The 17,758-nt window shown below is 61.4% G+C and carries 12 protein-coding genes and 1 pseudogene; 5 read left to right on the forward strand and 8 right to left on the reverse strand.

What is annotated here, in order from left to right; all coding sequences use genetic code 11:
- Positions 1–97: 97 nt before the first annotated feature.
- The 7 genes and pseudogenes from J1G37_RS13710 to J1G37_RS13740 all read right to left on the reverse strand — a co-directional run bounded on the left by J1G37_RS13710 (position 98) and on the right by J1G37_RS13740 (position 8,550).
- A complete protein-coding gene (locus tag J1G37_RS13710) occupies positions 98–589 on the reverse strand; it encodes an Hcp family type VI secretion system effector (RefSeq protein WP_207042464.1) in 492 nt (163 codons plus the stop codon).
- Between the two features lie 22 nt (positions 590–611).
- Positions 612–2,327, reverse strand: a complete 1,716-nt coding sequence (locus J1G37_RS13715) for an OmpA family protein (RefSeq protein WP_207042465.1) — start codon at positions 2,325–2,327, stop codon at positions 612–614.
- Positions 2,328–2,334: 7 nt separating this feature from the next.
- Positions 2,335–3,012 (reverse strand): type VI secretion system protein TssL, short form, encoded by a 678-nt coding sequence (gene tssL / locus J1G37_RS13720; protein WP_207042468.1) that lies wholly within the window; start codon positions 3,010–3,012, stop codon positions 2,335–2,337.
- Positions 3,009–4,357: pseudogene (gene tssK / locus J1G37_RS13725) on the reverse strand (type VI secretion system baseplate subunit TssK). The gene tssL and the pseudogene tssK overlap by 4 nt, the downstream one beginning before the upstream one ends.
- Before the next feature lie 23 nt (positions 4,358–4,380).
- Entirely contained in the window at positions 4,381–5,919 is a 1,539-nt protein-coding gene (tssC, locus tag J1G37_RS13730; protein ID WP_207042471.1) for a type VI secretion system contractile sheath large subunit, read from the reverse strand.
- A 33-nt stretch (positions 5,920–5,952) separates the two neighbouring features.
- On the reverse strand, positions 5,953–6,450 hold the full coding sequence (gene tssB, locus J1G37_RS13735) for a type VI secretion system contractile sheath small subunit (RefSeq protein WP_017735585.1): 498 nt from the start codon (positions 6,448–6,450) through the stop codon (positions 5,953–5,955).
- Positions 6,451–6,918: 468 nt separating this feature from the next.
- Complete coding sequence (locus J1G37_RS13740; protein ID WP_207042473.1) at positions 6,919–8,550, reverse strand: PvdJ/PvdD/PvdP-like protein; 1,632 nt, start codon at positions 8,548–8,550, stop codon at positions 6,919–6,921.
- A gap of 142 nt (positions 8,551–8,692) precedes the next feature.
- On the opposite strand from J1G37_RS13740, the gene pvdM reads away from it, so the two are divergent.
- The 3 genes from pvdM to J1G37_RS13755 are packed head-to-tail and all read left to right on the forward strand — an operon-like array spanning position 8,693 to position 12,233.
- Positions 8,693–10,042: a pyoverdine-tailoring dipeptidase-like protein PvdM gene (pvdM, locus tag J1G37_RS13745; protein WP_207042475.1), complete on the forward strand. Its 1,350-nt coding sequence runs from the start codon at positions 8,693–8,695 to the stop codon at positions 10,040–10,042.
- A gap of 18 nt (positions 10,043–10,060) precedes the next feature.
- Positions 10,061–11,329, forward strand: coding sequence for an aminotransferase class V-fold PLP-dependent enzyme (locus J1G37_RS13750; protein WP_207042477.1), 1,269 nt, complete (start codon positions 10,061–10,063; stop codon positions 11,327–11,329).
- A 31-nt stretch (positions 11,330–11,360) separates the two neighbouring features.
- Entirely contained in the window at positions 11,361–12,233 is an 873-nt protein-coding gene (locus J1G37_RS13755; protein WP_207042478.1) for a formylglycine-generating enzyme family protein, read from the forward strand.
- A 139-nt stretch (positions 12,234–12,372) separates the two neighbouring features.
- On the opposite strand, the gene J1G37_RS13760 is transcribed toward J1G37_RS13755, so the two are convergent.
- Complete coding sequence (locus J1G37_RS13760; protein WP_207042480.1) at positions 12,373–13,197, reverse strand: N(5)-hydroxyornithine transformylase PvdF; 825 nt, start codon at positions 13,195–13,197, stop codon at positions 12,373–12,375.
- Positions 13,198–13,396: 199 nt separating this feature from the next.
- Between J1G37_RS13760 and J1G37_RS13765 the strand changes: the two genes are divergently transcribed.
- Both J1G37_RS13765 and J1G37_RS13770 read left to right on the forward strand, forming a co-directional pair.
- The gene (locus tag J1G37_RS13765; protein WP_207042482.1) at positions 13,397–15,049 is read left to right on the forward strand and encodes a cyclic peptide export ABC transporter; all 1,653 of its coding nucleotides are present in this window, start codon (positions 13,397–13,399) and stop codon (positions 15,047–15,049) included.
- Between the two features lie 154 nt (positions 15,050–15,203).
- A complete protein-coding gene (locus tag J1G37_RS13770) occupies positions 15,204–17,570 on the forward strand; it encodes a TonB-dependent siderophore receptor (protein WP_277990746.1) in 2,367 nt (788 codons plus the stop codon).
- Positions 17,571–17,758: the final 188 nt, after the last annotated feature.

Here is a 17,758-nt window from a genome sequence, read left to right on the forward strand (position 1 = left end):
AATACGTCCTCGCCAAGGGGCTGGTTGTGTCATCCGTCTTGAAGCGTGATGTGTTCGGTTGAGCGCCCGCGCAAGCACGCCCAACCGATCACCGCCATCAAGCGCTTTGGCGTTCGCTCCAGGCATCGGAGTGAATGATGTTGCCGTCCTTGTAGGTCCAGGTGACCTTCTCGTAGCGCAACTCGATCTGCTCAAGGTGGTTGTGTTTCTCCTTGCCGGGGTCTTTGACGTCATGCATTTTCGGCGCGACCTTCACCACCTTGACTTGCTCCAGCTTGGTGATGAAGTACTCGACCTCCTGCCCCGCATCGTCGATGCGGTACCACTTGAACTCGGCACTCTTGAGGGTTTGCCCGGTGGTGACCGCTTTGTAGAGGTACGGGCTGGAAGCATCGATTTCCTTGCAGAACAGGAACGGGGTATGCACCCGCGTACCGGTCAACTTGCCGGTGTTGTTGTCCGTCGGGATGTACAGGCTGTGGTCCTGGGCGATCACTTCGATACTGCCCTCGCGCTTTTGCACATCCACCGAACCCTTGATGTGTGCACCGCCGTCGTCTTGTAGCCAGAGGTAAACGGGAATAGCCATGTGAAGCTCCTTTTCTTGGGAATCAAACGTCGCGATAGGCGACAGGGGGTTGCCTGTCGGGTGCCTGCGTCGGGTGCGAACACGCCCCCGCCGAAGGCACCAGACGGATATCGACGCGGCGGTTGGCTGCTCGCCCCGCGTCAGTGTCGTTGCTTGCAATCGGCTGGCTGGCGCCGAAACCCTGCACCGCAAAGCAGCTGTCGGGGAGCCCGCCCATTTGCTGCATCCAGCCATGGACGGCAGCGGCGCGGGCGTAGGACAGGCGAAGATTGTTCTGCGCATCGCCGGTGGCATCCGTGTGCCCGGCGATCACAATCAGCAGTCCTGGTTGCGCCTTGATGCCGACCAGTGCGTCGATCAGGACCTTGGTCGAACCCGGCTTGAGCCGGGCGCTGCCGCTGGCGAACAGCGAAAGACTGTCCAGCCGCACCACGCGGGCCGGCCCCGTGGGCAAGGCAGTCAGGGGTGGCTCGACATGTGTAGCCAGCACGGCCAGCAAAGGCGCGCGCAAATGCTCGCCGCGATACAGGCCCAGCCCCAAGGCCAGGGGCTCGCCCTGTCGGTAGTAGGTGTCCAGGCGCCGGGCCGCATGACGCAGTGCGGTGATGGCGTCTTCACGGAGCAGGAACGCGCGTTGTTCACGGTGTGTCGGTGGCGGGATCGAGGTATAGCGGCGCAGGTCATCGCTGACCTGGCGTAGCAAGAGCGTGTTCTGCCAAGCGGAGCTGGCCAGGGCAACGGCGCTGGCGATCACCCCTAACCACACCGCCACCACGCTTGCCCGTTGCAGCGACGTGTACGCGGGGCTGCGTTTGAACACGCTGAGCAATTCATCAGGAAAGGGCAATGCCGCGCTCGCATCGCTCACCCGGCTGTCGACCAGCGCCACCTTCTGTGCAAGCCATTGATACCACAGGTTCCCTTCCACCCCATGGGTAAGCGCCGGGAGCATTTTGATCGCACACACACAGGCTGCATCCGTGTCGTGCTGACCGAGGCTGGGCAACACCCCCTCGTGCAGCCACTGCGCGACACTGTTCAGTTGAACGCAGGCGTGCAGTCGTGCGGCGCGGGTGGGCGTATCAACGGCTTGCTGCTGCCACTCGTCCAGCGTGGCGCACTGGTTGTTATCCCGGGCGCAAGGCTGGGCCTCACCCCGCTCCCAACTGAACCACGGATCAGCGCCTTGCACGGTTTGCAGGTAACTCACCAGCAACAGCGGCAGCGCGATCCCTCGCTTGCGTACCAGGGCAGCCTGGTAGCCAAAGGTTCGCACCCGGCCCAGCAACGCAGCGCTGTCACCATGGGCACTGGGGTTGACGACAAACATCACGCACAGTTGAGCCCCCCAACCGGGACGCAATGCGAGGATGGCGTCGCTGATCGCCGGCAATTGTTCCAGGCTTGGCACGCGCACATAACAACCCGACGGGATCACCCGCAAGACCAACCGATCGGCGCAGGCTGGGCCGAACAGTGCATCGAGCCCATCACCACAGACCAGCAGCACCGGATGCGGGAAGGACGCTGCTGGCAAGGCGGCCGTATCGTCAAGCTGCACGGATGCGCGCAATGCGGCTGCCCTGCGGTTCACGGCGACCCAGGCCAAGCCGATGCCACCCAGCCCGAGCAATACCCCGGTGGTGCGCGCCCAGACGGTGAGTGGAACGATGGCCAGCAGCGCCAGGAGCAATCCCCCAGCCCACAACACGAGCACTCGGTGAGAAGTGATGCTCATCTGGCCCTCACGCTTGATCAGGCAAGAGCGAAACCACCGTATCGCTCAGCAGTTGATTCAACCCCCACCACATCGCCGCCAACACCACGGCGGCAGCGAGCACATGCAGCAACGGCGATTGCAGCCAGCCCAGCCCCGCGCCCACGCCACCACGCGCCTGGGTAATCAGGCCCTGGCTGGGCCTCAAGGGCGCGACATGGGCATTGAGCGCGTTCAACAGGCGCTCGCGTTCGGGGTCGTTCGGGTCACGGTAACGGCCTTGGAACCCGAGCATCAGCACGCGCTGGAAAACCGTCAGCACCTGCCGATCAGGCGCGGGTTCGCCTAATACGGCCTGCATGTCCTCGTATAAGAATTCGCCCGCCTGATGGTGGTTGAAAAACTCGGCCTGGAGCGGTTTCGCCCACGCGGCCTGATCGTCTTTTTGCACAAAGGTAAGCACCGTCTCGTCCAGCAACGCGCATTGCGCGTGGGAGATGTAGTCGATGGCGCGCGGCGCCATGCCCACCGCTGCGAGACGCTGCCGCACCCGTTCGACCTGCTCGACGCAAAGCGGCCACAACTGCGGTTGCCCCTCGGCGCAAGCGCCCTGGCGCAACTCGACCACCAGTAGATAGGTGTCCTGCAACAGCTCATCGGTGTCCACAGGCAACACACTGCGCCCGTTCGAATTGGCCCGGCTCATGTGCGCAACACCGCAAACAGTTCGAGTTTGACCTCGACCAATGTGCTGGGGACGTAGAACGCACACACCCCTTCGGCCAATACCGCCTGCCCTTTCGGATGCGCGAAATTGAGCGCGAAATACTGGTTTTCCAGCCGCAGTGGAATCGCCGCCGGCACATGAGCGAGCGCCAGCAAGGGCACACCGTCGAGTGCCGCGTTGATCAGGTAATCGACGTCGTCCGGCGTGCCGACCTTGCACAGCTGCGGGAACTGCTCTTGCAACTGCGCAGCCGGCAGGCGGCTGCGCACCGACAGGTAGAAATCGGCGCCGTCACGCTCGCGCAGGCGCGGGTCGTTCAATTTGACCTGCCAACGATTGGCGCCGTGCACCTCCAGCTCCAGGGCAACCACCCGTGACGGCAGGCTGGCTTCCAGCAACAACGAAATGGTGTTCATCAACGGCGCGAACACCGCTTCCAGCTCGCCGTGACGGTAGGCCGGCACCTTGTCGATATCGTGTTCCAACGAAAACGTCAGCAGGCTGCCTGCGAGCTTGATCAGTTCCCCGTAGACCTGCTCGGGGTGCCTGGCGGGAAAGTCCCGCAGATCGGCCAGGACCGGCTGATAGGTATTCAGCGCATTGAGCAGCCAGAACAACGAAACGTCGGCCACGGCAAAGTCGGCCATGCGTTGGTTGCTCTCACGTCGCATGCCCATGAGCCGTAGCCGTTTGGCGGCCAATTGCGTCAACAGGTTGTCCAACTGGCGCAGCAAGCCTGGATGCGCCGCAAAGCTCAGCAGCGGCGGCACATAGACCGGGTAAGGCCCCAGGTGCCCTGCCCGTCGGGGGCCAGGCGTGCAACGGGACAGGTGACGTAATCGGCGTTGTCATCACTGTGCAGGCGCAGGCTCAGGGTGTGCTCCAGCACGCCGATGGACTGCTTCTCATCGGCGTAGAGATCCTGGACTTCACGCCAGTCCTGGCGATAACGGGTCGGCCGGTCGGGGTTGCCACTGTCAAACTGGCAGTTGTTGCCATTGGCCTGTTCCAGCGGCAACGCCAGGTGCACGAGCACTGCTTGATCCGCCGACAACGGTGCCAACTCCAGGGCAGGCGGCAGGCGGTCCACAGCGTCGGTATCGACCCACGTGCCGTCAGGCAGCCGTACGCACAATTGGCTGGCCTTGAGTTTGCCCAGGCGCAAGGCGTCCGGGTCAAACCCCACCGCCTGGACACCCCAAGGGTGCACCAGGCTCAGCTGAGCGAGCTGTTCGTGGGCCCAGGCCTCCCAGCGTGCCTGTTGCTGGAATTGCTGCGCCGACAGCAATACGCCGCTGGCCCACAGTGGACGATCGATCTTCATGGCATCGTTTCCCTACGATTGACTCAGGCCTTGGCCTTGGGCATTTGCGAAACCAGCGAGAGGTTCACGTCCATGCCCTCCACCTGAAAATGCGGCACGGCGTACAACTTGACGCGGAAGAAGCCCGGGTTGTCTTCAATGTCCTCCACCGTCACCTTCGCCTCGCGCAGCGGGTGCGAAGCCTGCAGGTCATCGCCGGGGTCGGTCATTTCGGTGACAAGCCCGCCAATCCATTTATTGAGCTCCAGTTCCAGCAGGCGCCGGTCTTTTGTGGTGCCGATGTTTTCGCGCTGGATCAACTTCAGGTAGTGGGCGATGCGCGACAGCAAAAAAATGTACGGCAGCCGCGCGTTGATGCGGCTGTTTGCCGTGGCATCGGCGGTGTCGTACAAGGCGGCTTTCTGGGCGGAGTTGGCAGAAAAGAAGCACGCATAATCGCGATTCTTGTAGTAGGAAAGCGGGATAAACCCAAGGTTGGCAAATTCGAACTCGCGGGTTTCCGGGATCATCACCTCTGAAGGAATCTTCACCTGGTTGCCAGTGCCCAGGTCGTACAAGTGAATGGGCAACTCCGTCACTGCTCCACCGGACTGCGGCCCACGGATCTGCACACACCAGCCATTGGCGATGAAGCTCTTGACCATATTGGCGGCGAACGCGAAGGAGGCGTTGGTCCACAGGTACTTGTGGTGATCCGGCCCCTTGACGCTTTCGATGTAGTTGAAACTGCGCACGGGAGCGGTGTCAGGACCATAGGGCAGCCGCCCCAGCACACGCGGCATCGTCAGGCCGATGTAGCGCGCGTCATCACTGTCACGGAATGACTTCCACTTGATGTATTCGGCACGGTCGAAGTAATTGCCGATGTCCTTGATCGCGGCCACTTCTTCCATGGACGCCTTGCCAAAGAATGCCGGCCCCACAGCCCCCACAAAGGGCATATGAGCAGCGGCCGCCACTTTCGAAATATTGCGCAGCAGGGCGATGTCCTGGGGGCTGCGGTCGAATTCATAGTTGGAGATGGCGGCAGCGATGGGCTCGCCGCCCGGCGTGTCGTACTCCTGGGTGTAGGTATGCAGGTAGAGGCCACTCTGGGCAATTTCCGGTGCGTCTTCAAAGTCCTGCACCAGATGCTCTTTGCTGATATCCAACAGTTCTATGCGCACGTTCTGGCGGAAATCCGTCTGGTCGATCAGCGATTTCACCCCTCGCCAGGTAGATTCAACGCGTTGAAAGTCCGGGTGGTGCATGATTGCATCGAGCTGACGGCTTATTTGCCTGTCCAGCGCGGCAATATGTTCATCCAACAGCACCTTATCCAAGCGCTCGACTTTATGGGCGGACTGTTTCAGCAACTGCATAAATACATTAATCGCCGCAGTAACCCGTTCATCAACAGATACTTCGGAAAGCGCTTCGGTATTTTGAAACACCTCAAGCCCACCCAACTCCATCACGGGACTCAAGTTGATCTTACTGAACAGTGCGGCGTATACGCCGCCACTATTTTCCGACATCACGGCATTGCCGTGGCTTTGAGAACCTGAATGTTCTACGGACATAGTCAAATCTCCCTTTAGACCCATAGAAGTGAATTAACGGCTCGGTGCCAGGGCGGCCAATTCAGCCCGAAGTTCATCACTGAGTGCATCGTCCTTGAGGATGCGTTCCAACTCATGGCGAAAGGTCACGTTATCCAACAAGTTGGATTTCAGATCGCGCAACAGATTGCGCATCGCCAGGAGCGCACGCAACTGCGGGACCTGCCGCGCGACCTGCTCCGGCTCGAAGTCCTTGAGGCGCTGGAAGCTCAACTCGACGGCGGTGTCGGCTGCCTCATCCGGCAAGGTGTTTTCCACCACCAGTTTGAGCCCGGGCGAGAATTCGCCGAGGACACTGTCAACGTTGTTCTTATTGATATTGATCTTGCCCCGCTCCGACAGCGGACGTTGTTCCTTGCCGTTGCTGTAGTCGCCCATCACCATCAACTTCAAGGGCAACTCAACTTTTTTCTGGGCGCCGCCGGTATGTAAGTCCAGCTTGATATTGACCCGTGCCTTGGGTACTTCATTTTGAAAACTATCGAGCGTCATAACCCCATCCTTGCCGTATGGCGAACTAATAAATCAGCCGAAGAGGGACTTTATAGTCTGCCCCTGCCGCACCGATGTCTGTCGCTGCAAGAATGAAGTATCCCGGATATTTTTTACCAGCCCCTGAACCACGCACGGGAACTTTCGCCAGAGCTTTGAGGATGCTTCCTACAAAGCACCCAGATAAACTTTATTTCAACTTTTCATTTATCGATAAACAACAAAAAAAGAAATAGCTGTCAGACAAAGAGCTTTCACCCAGACAACAAACTACTATTCGATTATTAAATTTGGGTATAGACAGATCTTTCCTAGCATCAGCAGGCGTGAGTCCTACAAATACCAGAAGGGGAAGAGCACGACCGGCCGCCGTTCAAAAGGCGATACACGACCGATACCGCAGTGAGCACATTAACGCCCCACTGCGGTTCATTGACATCGTAAAAGTTGTAGTTGGGCGCAGCGCAATCAGGCCTCTGGCCGCTTCACCTTCAAATGCCGCGCATACCAGGGCCGTTGCGGCACCCGCTTGAACAACCCTTGCAGCACGTCATCCTCCGTGCCAAAGGTGATGCGCAACGCCAGTTTCATGGTCTCCGGGTCCATCTCCATCGACCGTCCCATCTGCAACCCTGGCGTGGTGCTGCAACCATGGGTATCCGGGCCCAGCCACGGGTCGCCGACTTCCACCCAGCGCCCCGGCGCAAACCACGCCACGCCGTTGACCTCAAGGCGGCTGACTTCGCCCGGATTGAAGCGTTCATGGGCACGGAACCAGTCTTCGACGCGGTCGTCGATCCAGCCGTGGAAATGCCAGAACACCGGGTTCACATGGGACGAAAACGGGTCGCCGAGAAAGTCGTTTTCCGCCGCATACCACCGCGCGGCAAAGTCCGCGGGGTCGCGGGCGAACGGCACCGGGCCGCCGTTGGACGGGTCGCGGGGCACCGAGGCCCAGCGCATGTGCAGCCAGTCGTGCAAGCCCAGTTCCATTTCGGAACCGAGTTGACCCAGGGTCAATTTGGCCAGGTAGCGCGGGTCGCGGTATTGGGATTCCCACACCTGGAAATTGCTGTGGTAGGTCTCGGCCGCCTTGATGTCGCTGACCCACTGGGTGTAATCGTCGTCCCCCGACGCCGACCAGGTGGGGGGCAAGGCGAAGCCGTCGTGGTTGTCGAAGTAACGCACAAAGCCCAGGCGATCACGCTCCAGCGCCGGCTGCGGCTCGGGAAACTGCGGCCAGGAAGGCAAGTCTTGCATCGAGCGCGCCGTGCCGAGCATATGGCGGTGCATAAAAAAGAAGTCGATGCCCGAGCCGTTGCGGTCCTTGCGTTTGCCCCGTGCATCACGCTCCTGGCCACGCGGGCCGGGTTGCCAGCCGATGCCACGCAGGGCGTCGCGCTTTTCTTCGGAGAGCTTGTGCCATTGGTCACGGGTGGCGTGCCAGAGCTGGTGAAACAAGCGGTGTTCGGCGGAGATCAGCCAGGCCAGCAGCGGCGGATTAAGGCCAATGCGCTCGCGCGCTTCGGGGAACAGTTGTTTGTGCGCGACGAAACGGTGGTCGCGCTCGGTCAGGGCCAGCGGACGATCAAGGTTGAGGATCTGCCCGCTGAGGGTGCCGCTGCCGGCGTTGCCGAACACGCCCCAGACTTCGTCGAGGGTCATCTTGAATTCATAGGCGGGCACGCCGCCGGGGGCGTCGCGGTCGATCAGGCGCCAATAGAGCGTGGCGCCCTCCCCCGTGAGCAGGTCGCCGAGGATGCGATAGCGCGGTTCACCGGCCGCGCGCAGGTTGGCGGCGGTGTCGAGGTAACCGCGCAGGCCACGGCCACGCGGGGCGATGTCCAGCAGCAGTTCCAGGCCTTGCAGCGGCAGGCCCTGGAGGCCGGCATCGCGGCCTTCCAGGCGCAGGCTCCAGACCCCGCGCAAGCTGTTCGCCAGGTGCTGGCCGGCGGTGTCGGCCAGGTCCACCGTGGCTTCGCCGGGGGTGATCGGGAACTCTTCTTCACGCGTCAGCTCGCGATGGGCATAAAAGGCCGCCGGCACGGCCGCGCCGGTCAGGGCCAGGCCTGCGATGAACCCACGTCGAGAGATGGTCATTGTCTACCTTAGGAAACGGCTTAATCAGAGCTAGAACGTTTGCTGGCCGGGGAAATTTACCGCGCGCCCCCAGGCGCCTAAATTTTTGCGCCCAGCGCTCGTTCTTCCCTGATAGCAAAGGCCTCAACTGACTGAGATGGCAATGACAAAACCACGTTCGAAAAAGGCGCTGTATATCGGCTTGCCGCTGGCACTGGCCATCGGCGCCGGGGCCGGGTTCCTGGCCTGGGATCACTGGTTCAGGGGCAACGCCGGCTACCCGTTGGAGGTTATCAAGCAGGCCAATGAGATGCAGGATCGCCTGTTGTCGTTCGACAGCCATATCACCGTGCCCCTGGATTTCGGCGGCGTCGGCAGCGAGGCCGACAAGGATGGCAGCGGCCAGTTCGACCTGGCCAAGGCGGCACGCGGGCGTTTGTCGGGCGCGGCGCTGACGATCTTCGGCTGGCCGGAAATCTGGAACGGCGACAACGCGCCACACAAGCCCACCGAGGGTTTTGTCGAAGAGGCCCGCCACGAGCAGGAGGTGCGCTACAAGATCATTTCCGGCATGGTCCGCGACTTTCCCAACCAGGTGGGCATCGCCTACACCCCGGACGACTTCCGCCGCCTGCATGGCGAAGGCAAGTTCGCGATCTTTATCAGCATGCTCAACGCCTATCCGCTGGGCAATGACTTGAACCAGCTGGATTTCTGGGCGGCGCGCGGCATGCGCATGTTCGGCTTCAGCTATATCGGCAACAACGCCTGGTCCGATTCGTCGCGGCCGCTGCCGTTTTTCAATGATTCCACCGATGCCCTTGAAGGCCTGTCGCCGATTGGCCAGCAAGCCGTGCACCGCCTCAATGACCTGGGGGTGATCATCGATGTGTCGCAGATGTCGACCAAGGCCCTGGAACAAGTGGCGCAACTGAGCCGCACGCCGATGGTCGCGTCGCACTCGGCGCCACGGGCGTCGGTGGATATTCCGCGCAACCTCAGCGACAAGGAACTGCAACTGATCAAGCACAGCGGCGGCGTGGTGCAAGTCGTCGGCTTCCCGGCGTACCTGCGCCCGTTGAGCCAGCCGACCCAGGACAAGCTCAACACCCTGCGCGTGCGTTTCGACTTGCCGCCGCTGCCCAACCTGGCGATGGCCTTGATGCCCGGCGACGCAATCATCGCCGCCTGGCCCGAGCAGAAATTCGGCCAGTACGCCCAGGGGCTGTACGGCATCCTCGAGGAAGAACCCAAGGCCAGCCTCAAGGATTGGGGCGACGCCATCGACTACACCGTGCGCAAGATCGGCATCGATCACGTCGGCATCGCGTCGGACTTCAACGACGGCGGCGGCATCGATGGCTGGGAAAACGTCGGCGAGGTGCGCAACGTCACCGCTGAGCTGATCCAGCGCGGCTACTCCGAAGCCGATATTGCCAAGCTGTGGGGAGGCAACTTCCTGCGGGTCTGGGACCAGGTACAAAAAGCCGCCAAGCCCTTGGCCAATCGCTAATCACCTAGAAGCAAGTCCATGACCGACCGCCGTACGTTTCTCAAGCAGGCCGGCCTCTTTGCCGCCAGCCTGCCGCTGCTGCCCGAGGCGCTGGCCGCCACTGCCGCGCCTGCGACAAAGCATCCATGGACGGACCTCAAGCAACTGTTCAACCAGGACCCGAGCTACCTGCACTTTTCGAATTTCCTGGTGGCATCGCACCCCAAACCAGTGCGTGATGCGATTGAACGCTACCGCCAGCAGATCGACCGCAACCCCGGGTTAGCGATGGATTGGGGCCTGGAGGAAACCTGGAAACGCGAAGGCCAGGTGCGTGAGTGGGCCGGCCGTTATTTAAAGGCGGCACCCGCGCAGATCGCCCTCACCGGCAGTACGTCCGAGGGCCTGGCGATGATCTATGGCGGCATCCAGTTGCGCGCCGACCAGGAAATCCTCACCACCGTGCACGAGCATTACGCGACCCAGAACGTGCTGGATTTTCGCGTGCGCAGGCAAGGCACCCAAGTGCGCCGGTTCCAGCTGTTCGAGAGCGCCAACCGCATCTCGGCCGACGAAGTACTCGGCACGATCCAGCGCAATATCCGCCCCAACACCCGCGTGCTGGGCATGACCTGGGTGCAGTCCGGCAGTGGCGTAAAGCTGCCCATCGGCGAGATCGGCCAACTGGTCAATGAACACAACCGCCACCGCGACGACAACGACCGCATCCTTTACGTGGTCGATGGTGTGCACGGCTTTGGCGTGGAAAACCTCGATTTCCCGGACATGCACTGCGACTTTTTTATCGCCGGCACCCACAAATGGATGTTCGGCCCGCGCGGCACCGGGCTGGTCTGCGCCCGCGACAGCCAGAACAAATACGTCACGCCGATGGTGCCGACCTTCTCCGAAGACACCAACTTCGCCACCACCATGACTCCCGGCGGCTTCCATGCGTTCGAACATCGCTGGGCGGCGGATGAGGCGTTCAAGCTGCACCTGCAATTGGGCAAGGCGCAGGTGCAGGCGCGCATCCATGCCCTTAACACTGAATTGAAAGAGCACCTGCTGGCCCACCCGCAGATTGAACTGGTCACGCCGCGCAGCCCTGAATTGTCGGCCGGTTTTACCTTCTTCCGAGTCAAGGACCGGGACAGCAACGACATCGCCGATTACATGGTGAAACAGCGCGTGGTCATCGATGCGGTGAACCGCGATGCCGGCCCGGTGATCCGCACCGCGCCTGGCCTGCTCAATTCCTCCGACGAGATCCAGCGCTTCATGGCCCTGTTGAGCCCGCGCCTGTGACGCCCATTTTTCCCTTTGACGAGAGGCCCCTATGACTCCATCCCGACTCAAACCCCTGGCCGCCCTGACGCTGGCGACCCTGTGCGGTGCCCTGTTGCCGGGCCTGGCCCAGGCCGCTACACCGCAGCCGGGCAAGGTGTTCAAGGACTGCAAGGACTGCCCGGAAATGGTCGTGCTGCCCGCCGGCACTTTCACCATGGGTACGCCCGAGGACGAAGTCGGCCGCGAACCCGACGAAGGCCCGATGCATGACGTGACCTTCGCCAAGCCCTTCGCCATGAGCCGCTTCCATATCACCGCTGGCGAGTGGGACAGCTACGTGCGCCAGACCGGCGTGAAGATCGCCAACGGCGACACCCGCCCCGGCCGCGAATGCATCGCCAGCAAACCGCGCTACCCGCAAGGGCCGCGCCAGCCGGCGGTGTGCATGGACATGGACGACATCAAGCAGTACGTCAGCTGGCTGTCGAAAAAGACCGGCCAGCAGTACCACATGGTCAGCGAAGCCCAGCGCGAATACGCCGCGCGGGCCGGAACCAAGGGGCCCTTCCCGTTCCCGTTTGACGCGGGCAAGGGTTACAGCATCGCCGAGCACGCCAACACCTACGGCCCGGCGGACGGCTACAGCTATTCCTCGCCGGTAGGCAGCTACGCGCCGAATGGGTTTGGCATGTATGACATGCACGGCAATGTCTATGAGCGGGTTGCCGACTGCTACCACGAGAACTATGTGGGCGCGCCGACCGATGGCAGCGCCTGGTCGGAGCAGACGTGCGAGGCCTACATTATTCGCGGTAATGACTGGGGCGAGGCGCCGGTGTTTTCGCGTTCGGGCAACCGCAACAATATCTACCCGCAGACGCGAGGGGATTGGATAGGTTTTCGTGTAGTGCGCGAGCTTTGAGCCACTGAATATCCGAATGTGGGGCTGGCTTTTGTGGGAGCTGGCTTGCCTGCGATAGCGGTGGGTCAGTTTGCACATCAATAACTGATAGTCCGCTATCGCAGGCAAGCCAGCTCCCACATTTTGAACTGTGTGCGCTTTAGATTTTTGCCAACCGCTCCAAACCTTCATGCAACGCCGGGAACAGGCTGTTATTGAAGTTATTCCAGCGCAATTCAAGAATCGTGTCCTCAGGCGAAATCTCCGTCTTCAACACGTCGTGAAACACCTCCCCCGAATCAATGCCGTTATCCACGTAATGAAACGATGCGCCGGTGAGGTACAGCGGCTCCGACGGCGTGGTGGCCTTGGTCGCCCAATCCGTCACGGTCAGCCCGCGCGCGCCGTACAGCGCATTCCACGTGGCATACGCGCCGCGACGCTCGTAAGGCGATTCGATGCGGGTAATACCCGGGTGGATATTCATGATGCGCCGCGCAAATGGCGCACCCGGTCGCACCAGCTCATCGAGGATCACCAGCAGGCCATCGAGCACCACGATGTCAGCCTTCAATTCCACCAGCGTGTCATGCAGGCGGCGTTCGAAGTCTTGCTTGCCGGCGATGTGTTCCGCGCTGCCCCGTGGCAAGCGGCGATAGGTGGACGGCACGCTCAGCAACAGGTCGTTGACCAGATTGCCCTGCACCCGCAGATCCGCCGGGTACAGCCACTGGCGGCCAGGTTGGTAGGCAAACCCGTAATCCTTGACCAGTTGCTGGTCCCGTGGGTTCTGCTCGTCATCGTCGTACACCACGCCGACCAGGTTGTAGGCCTCGCCCAGCGGCGTGTCGTTCAGCGAACCCGCGAGAAACTCCAGCACCGACTTCATGTAACGCTCGTGGTCCTTATAGGCCACCGGCTGCCCGGCCTTGTCGGCGGCGGCGTTTCTCAGGGACCACACGTACACCAGATTCTTTTTCGTCATTGTTTCGCTCTCGCTGGATGGACTGCGCGCTGCGTCGGTACGCGTGCGCCTACACCACAAGAACGAACCAGCCCGCCGCCAATTTATCCACGCCGGCCACCGCCGGGCACGCCGCGCTAAATACTCGCCCCGATGCTTCGTTTGTCATGGGTAAGGGTCTGTGTGCCCAGCCCCTCTATTCACTCTCCGGGAAGTATTTATGACCGACCCCAAGCGCGGCGCCTTCAATGGTCTGCTCGCATTGCTCAGACCCTTTCGAACCCTGGTGACGGTGTCCGTCGCCCTGGGCATGGCGGGTGGCCTGGCCATCACCTTCTTGCTGGCCACCATCAACAACGCCCTGCACTCCTCCACCGGCATGACCCAGGGCGTGGTGCTGACGTTTGCCGCCCTCTGCGTGCTGGCCCTGACCAGTTCAATCGTGTCCGACATCGGCACCAACTATGTCGGCCAGCGCATCATCGCGGCGTTGCGCAAGGAGCTGGGGGAAAAGGTGCTGTCGGCGCCGATTGAACAGATCGAACGTTATCGCTCGCACCGCCTGATTCCGGTGCTGACCCACGACGTCGATACCATCAGCGATTTTTCCTTCGCCTTCACCCCGCTGGCCATCGCCACCACCGTAACCCTCGGCTGCCTGGGTTACCTGGCGTATCTGTCGGTGCCGATGTTCCTGCTGATGATTGTCGCCATCGCCATTGGTTGCAGCGTGCAGTTCATCGCCGGGGCCAAGGGCATCCGTGGCTTTGACGAAGCCCGCGACCTCGAGGACGAACTGCAACGCTACTACTCGGCAATCGCCTCGGGGGCCAAGGAGCTGCGTATCCACCGGCCACGGCGCTACCGCATGAACACCCACCGCATCCAGGAAACCGCCGACCGGATCAGCGATATCCAGGTGCGTTCGGTAAACATCTATATCGTCGCCAAGACCTTTGGCTCGATGCTGTTCTTCGTGGTCATCGGCCTGGCCCTGGCGCTGCAAGCCTACAGCCCCAACCCGGACCCGGCGGTGATCACCGGTTTCGTGCTGGTGCTGCTGTACATGAAAGGCCCACTGGAACACGTGGTGGGTTACCTGCCGATCATCGGCAAGGCGCGCATCGCCTTTGCGCGCATCACCGAGCTGGCCGACCGGTTCTCATCGCCGGAACCGCACTTGCTGATGGACGCCAGCGAAGCCCCCCACCCGCAGGTGCACAGCCTGGAACTGCGCGGCGTGAGCTACAGCCCGCCGCCAGTGGAAGGCAGCGAGCCGTTCCACCTGGGGCCGATCAACCTGAGCATCAAGCAGGGCGACATCGTGTTTATCGTCGGCGAAAACGGCTGCGGCAAGACCACCCTGATCAAGCTGCTGCTGGGTTTGTACCAACCCCAGGCCGGAGAAATCCGCCTCAATGGCGAAACCGTGACCGACCCGGTGCGCGACGACTATCGCCAGTTGTTCACCACGGTGTTTGCCGACTACTACCTGTTCGATGACCTGGTGCAGGGCAGCGCCACGCAGTCGCTGGACAGTGCGACCAAGTACCTGGAGCGCCTGGAAATTGCGCACAAGGTCAGCGTCAAGGACGGCGTGTTCAGCACCACCGACCTGTCCACCGGCCAGCGTAAGCGCCTGGCCCTGGTCAACGCCTGGCTTGAAGAACGCCCGGTGCTGGTGTTTGACGAATGGGCCGCCGACCAGGACCCAGCCTTCCGCAAGATTTTCTACACCGAGCTGCTGCCGGACCTCAAGCGCCTGGGCAAGACCATCATCGTGATCAGCCACGACGACCGCTATTTCGACATCGCCGACCAGTTGGTACGCCTGCGCGCGGGCAAGGTCGTGCACGAAATGGAGCCGGCGTGAAAAAAGTTTTCCGGTTTCTACAAGTAGGAACGTCTCACTAGTGGTAATGAGAATCTAACTCAATAAACATCTATAATCTGCCCACTAAAACATAGAAGAGAAAGCATTCATGTCAGTACGACTCGGTCTGAGCCCCCTGAGCAAAGCGCTATCCATGCGCCGGGCCCTGCACTTCAACCTGTTGCCCAGCGCGCTGGCCCTGGCCGTGTCGTTGCCGATTGCTGGCTATGTGCAGGCACAGGAACTTGAGATCGACGTGCCGGCCCAGTCCCTGGGTAGCGCACTGCAAGAATTTGGTCGCCAGACCAACCTGCAAGTGCTGTACAGCCCGACAGACGTGGAAGGCAAACGCAGCAACGCCGTCAAGGGCAAGCTCGACCCGGATCGCGCCATCACCACCCTGCTCAAAGGCACTGGCGTCGGTTACGGCCTGCAAGGCAACACCATCAGCATCAGCGCCCATGCCGCTTCCGGCATGGAACTGGGCGCGACCCAGGTGACCGCCAACCAGTTGGGCACCGTGACCGAAGGCACCGGTTCCTACACGCCTGGCACCATCGCCACCGCCACGCGCCTGGTACTGACCCCACGGGAGACGCCGCAATCGATCTCCGTGGTCACCCGCCAGGCCATGGACGACTTCGCCCTCAACTCGATTGACGACGTGATGCGCCATACCCCTGGCATTACCGTGTCGACCTATGACAGCGAGCGCACTAACTACTACTCGCGCGGCTTCTCCATCAACACCTTCCAGTACGATGGCATCCCGACCCTGCGTGACGCCCAGTACTCTGCCGGCCAGACCCTCACCGACATGGCCCTCTACGACCGCGTCGAAGTGCTCAAGGGTGCCACCGGCCTGCTCACTGGCGCCGGCGGCGTGGGCGGCACGCTCAACCTGATCCGCAAGAAACCAACGGCCGAGTTCCAGGGCAACATCGAGCTGGGCGCCGGTTCCTGGGACAACTACCGCTCGCAGATCGACGTCAGCGGCCCGTTGACCGAATCCGGCAACATCCGTGCGCGTGCGGTCGCGGCCTACAACGACAAGCACTCGTTCCTCGACCACTACACGCGCAAGACCAGTGTGTTCTACGGGATTCTTGAAGCCGACCTCGACGAAGACACCCTACTGACCGTCGGCGCCGACTACCAGGACAGCGACCCCAAAGGTTCCAGCTGGACTGGCAGCCGCATGATCTTCGACGCCGAGGGCAAAGAGCTGGACTTGCCGCGCTCGTTCAACAACGGGCCGAAATGGGGTTCGTGGGCGCAGTACACCCGCACCGCCTTCGCCACCCTGGAACACAACTTCAGCAATGGCTGGGTCGCCAAGGGCCAGTACAACCACCAGATCAACGGCTACCACGCGCCGCTGGCCGCCCTGTCCCAGGATCGAGGCAGCGAAAGTTCGCTGTATGCGCGCAAACACGTGGGCGAAACCACCAGCGACAGCCTGGACGGTTACGCCACCGGGCCGTTTGAACTGTTTGGCCGCGAACACGAACTGGTGGTGGGCCAGTCGATCTCGATCAGCAAATGGAAAGGCAAGAGCTACGACGCGACCTTTGCGCCGGGCACCAACTCTGCGGACTTCTACAACTGGAACGGCAACATCCCGGAACCGGCGTGGTCCCTCACCCGCGTCCTCGACCAAACCAGCCGACAGACCGGCAGCTACGTCACCAGCCGTTTCAGCCTGACCGACGAAATGCACCTGCTGCTCGGCGCACGCCTGGCCAACTACCAGGTCACCGGCACCAGCCGCTCCACGGAAAGCGGCAAAGTCGTGCCGTATGCCGGCCTGACCTACGACCTGAACGACAACTTCACCGCTTACACCAGCTACACCGAGATCTTCCAGCCGCAGACCGACTACCGCGACCGCAACGACCAGATGCTCGAACCGGACGAAGGCAAAAACTACGAAGTCGGCATCAAGGGTGAGTTCTTCAACGGTGCCCTGAACACCAGCCTCGCCTACTTCGAAGTGCACGAGACCAACCGCCCGGAACTGGATACCTCGGAAGGGGCCAGCCTGATCAACGACTCGCCGTACTACGGCATCAAGTCCAAGACCAAGGGCTACGAAGCGGAAATCTCCGGCGAAATCGCCACCGGCTGGCAGTTGCAGGCGGGCTACACCCACAAGGTGGCGCGCGACGACAGCGGTAACAAGATCTCCACCTGGGAGCCGGAAGACCAGGTCAACCTCTACACCACCTACAAACTCACCGGCCCGCTGGACAAGCTGACCATCGGCGGTGGCGCACGCTGGCAGAGCGAAGGCTGGAAGTCGATCCGCAACTCTGGCCTGCGACGCTCCGAAATCCTCACCCAAGACCCGTACTGGCTGGTTGACCTGATGGCCCGCTACCAGATCACCAAGAACCTGTCGGCCAGCGTCAACGTCAACAACGTGTTCGACAAGAACTACTACACCAACATCGGTTTCTATGACTCCGCCTACCCTGGCGACCCGCGCAACTTCATGGTTACTACCCGCTACAACTTCTAAACCCGGCGACAAAACAAAAGCCCCGTATCGCGAGATACGGGGCTTTTTTTGTGCCTGCAAAAACAGGGTGAGTCAGGTAACAAGGATGTCGTCGGCGCAGGCGCTATCGCAGGCAAGCCAGCTCCCACACTTGATGGTATTCACAGATCAATAATGTGGGAGTTGTCGAGCTTTAGTGAGGCTACGAA

The organism is Pseudomonas sp. Marseille-Q1929, assembly GCF_017316265.1.
Lineage (GTDB): Bacteria > Pseudomonadota > Gammaproteobacteria > Pseudomonadales > Pseudomonadaceae > Aquipseudomonas.

What these genes read in the sequence shown, in the direction of transcription:
- J1G37_RS13710 (WP_207042464.1), bottom strand. Translation starts at nt 589, where the DNA reads ATGGCTATTCCCGTTTACCTCTGGCTACAAGACGACGGCGGTGCACAC.
- J1G37_RS13715 (WP_207042465.1), bottom strand. Translation starts at nt 2,327, where the DNA reads ATGAGCATCACTTCTCACCGAGTGCTCGTGTTGTGGGCTGGGGGATTG.
- tssL (WP_207042468.1), bottom strand. Translation starts at nt 3,012, where the DNA reads ATGAGCCGGGCCAATTCGAACGGGCGCAGTGTGTTGCCTGTGGACACC.
- tssC (WP_207042471.1), bottom strand. Translation starts at nt 5,919, where the DNA reads ATGTCCGTAGAACATTCAGGTTCTCAAAGCCACGGCAATGCCGTGATG.
- tssB (WP_017735585.1), bottom strand. Translation starts at nt 6,450, where the DNA reads ATGACGCTCGATAGTTTTCAAAATGAAGTACCCAAGGCACGGGTCAAT.
- J1G37_RS13740 (WP_207042473.1), bottom strand. Translation starts at nt 8,550, where the DNA reads ATGACCATCTCTCGACGTGGGTTCATCGCAGGCCTGGCCCTGACCGGC.
- pvdM (WP_207042475.1), top strand. Translation starts at nt 8,693, where the DNA reads ATGACAAAACCACGTTCGAAAAAGGCGCTGTATATCGGCTTGCCGCTG.
- J1G37_RS13750 (WP_207042477.1), top strand. Translation starts at nt 10,061, where the DNA reads ATGACCGACCGCCGTACGTTTCTCAAGCAGGCCGGCCTCTTTGCCGCC.
- J1G37_RS13755 (WP_207042478.1), top strand. Translation starts at nt 11,361, where the DNA reads ATGACTCCATCCCGACTCAAACCCCTGGCCGCCCTGACGCTGGCGACC.
- J1G37_RS13760 (WP_207042480.1), bottom strand. Translation starts at nt 13,197, where the DNA reads ATGACGAAAAAGAATCTGGTGTACGTGTGGTCCCTGAGAAACGCCGCC.
- J1G37_RS13765 (WP_207042482.1), top strand. Translation starts at nt 13,397, where the DNA reads ATGACCGACCCCAAGCGCGGCGCCTTCAATGGTCTGCTCGCATTGCTC.
- J1G37_RS13770 (WP_277990746.1), top strand. Translation starts at nt 15,204, where the DNA reads ATGCGCCGGGCCCTGCACTTCAACCTGTTGCCCAGCGCGCTGGCCCTG.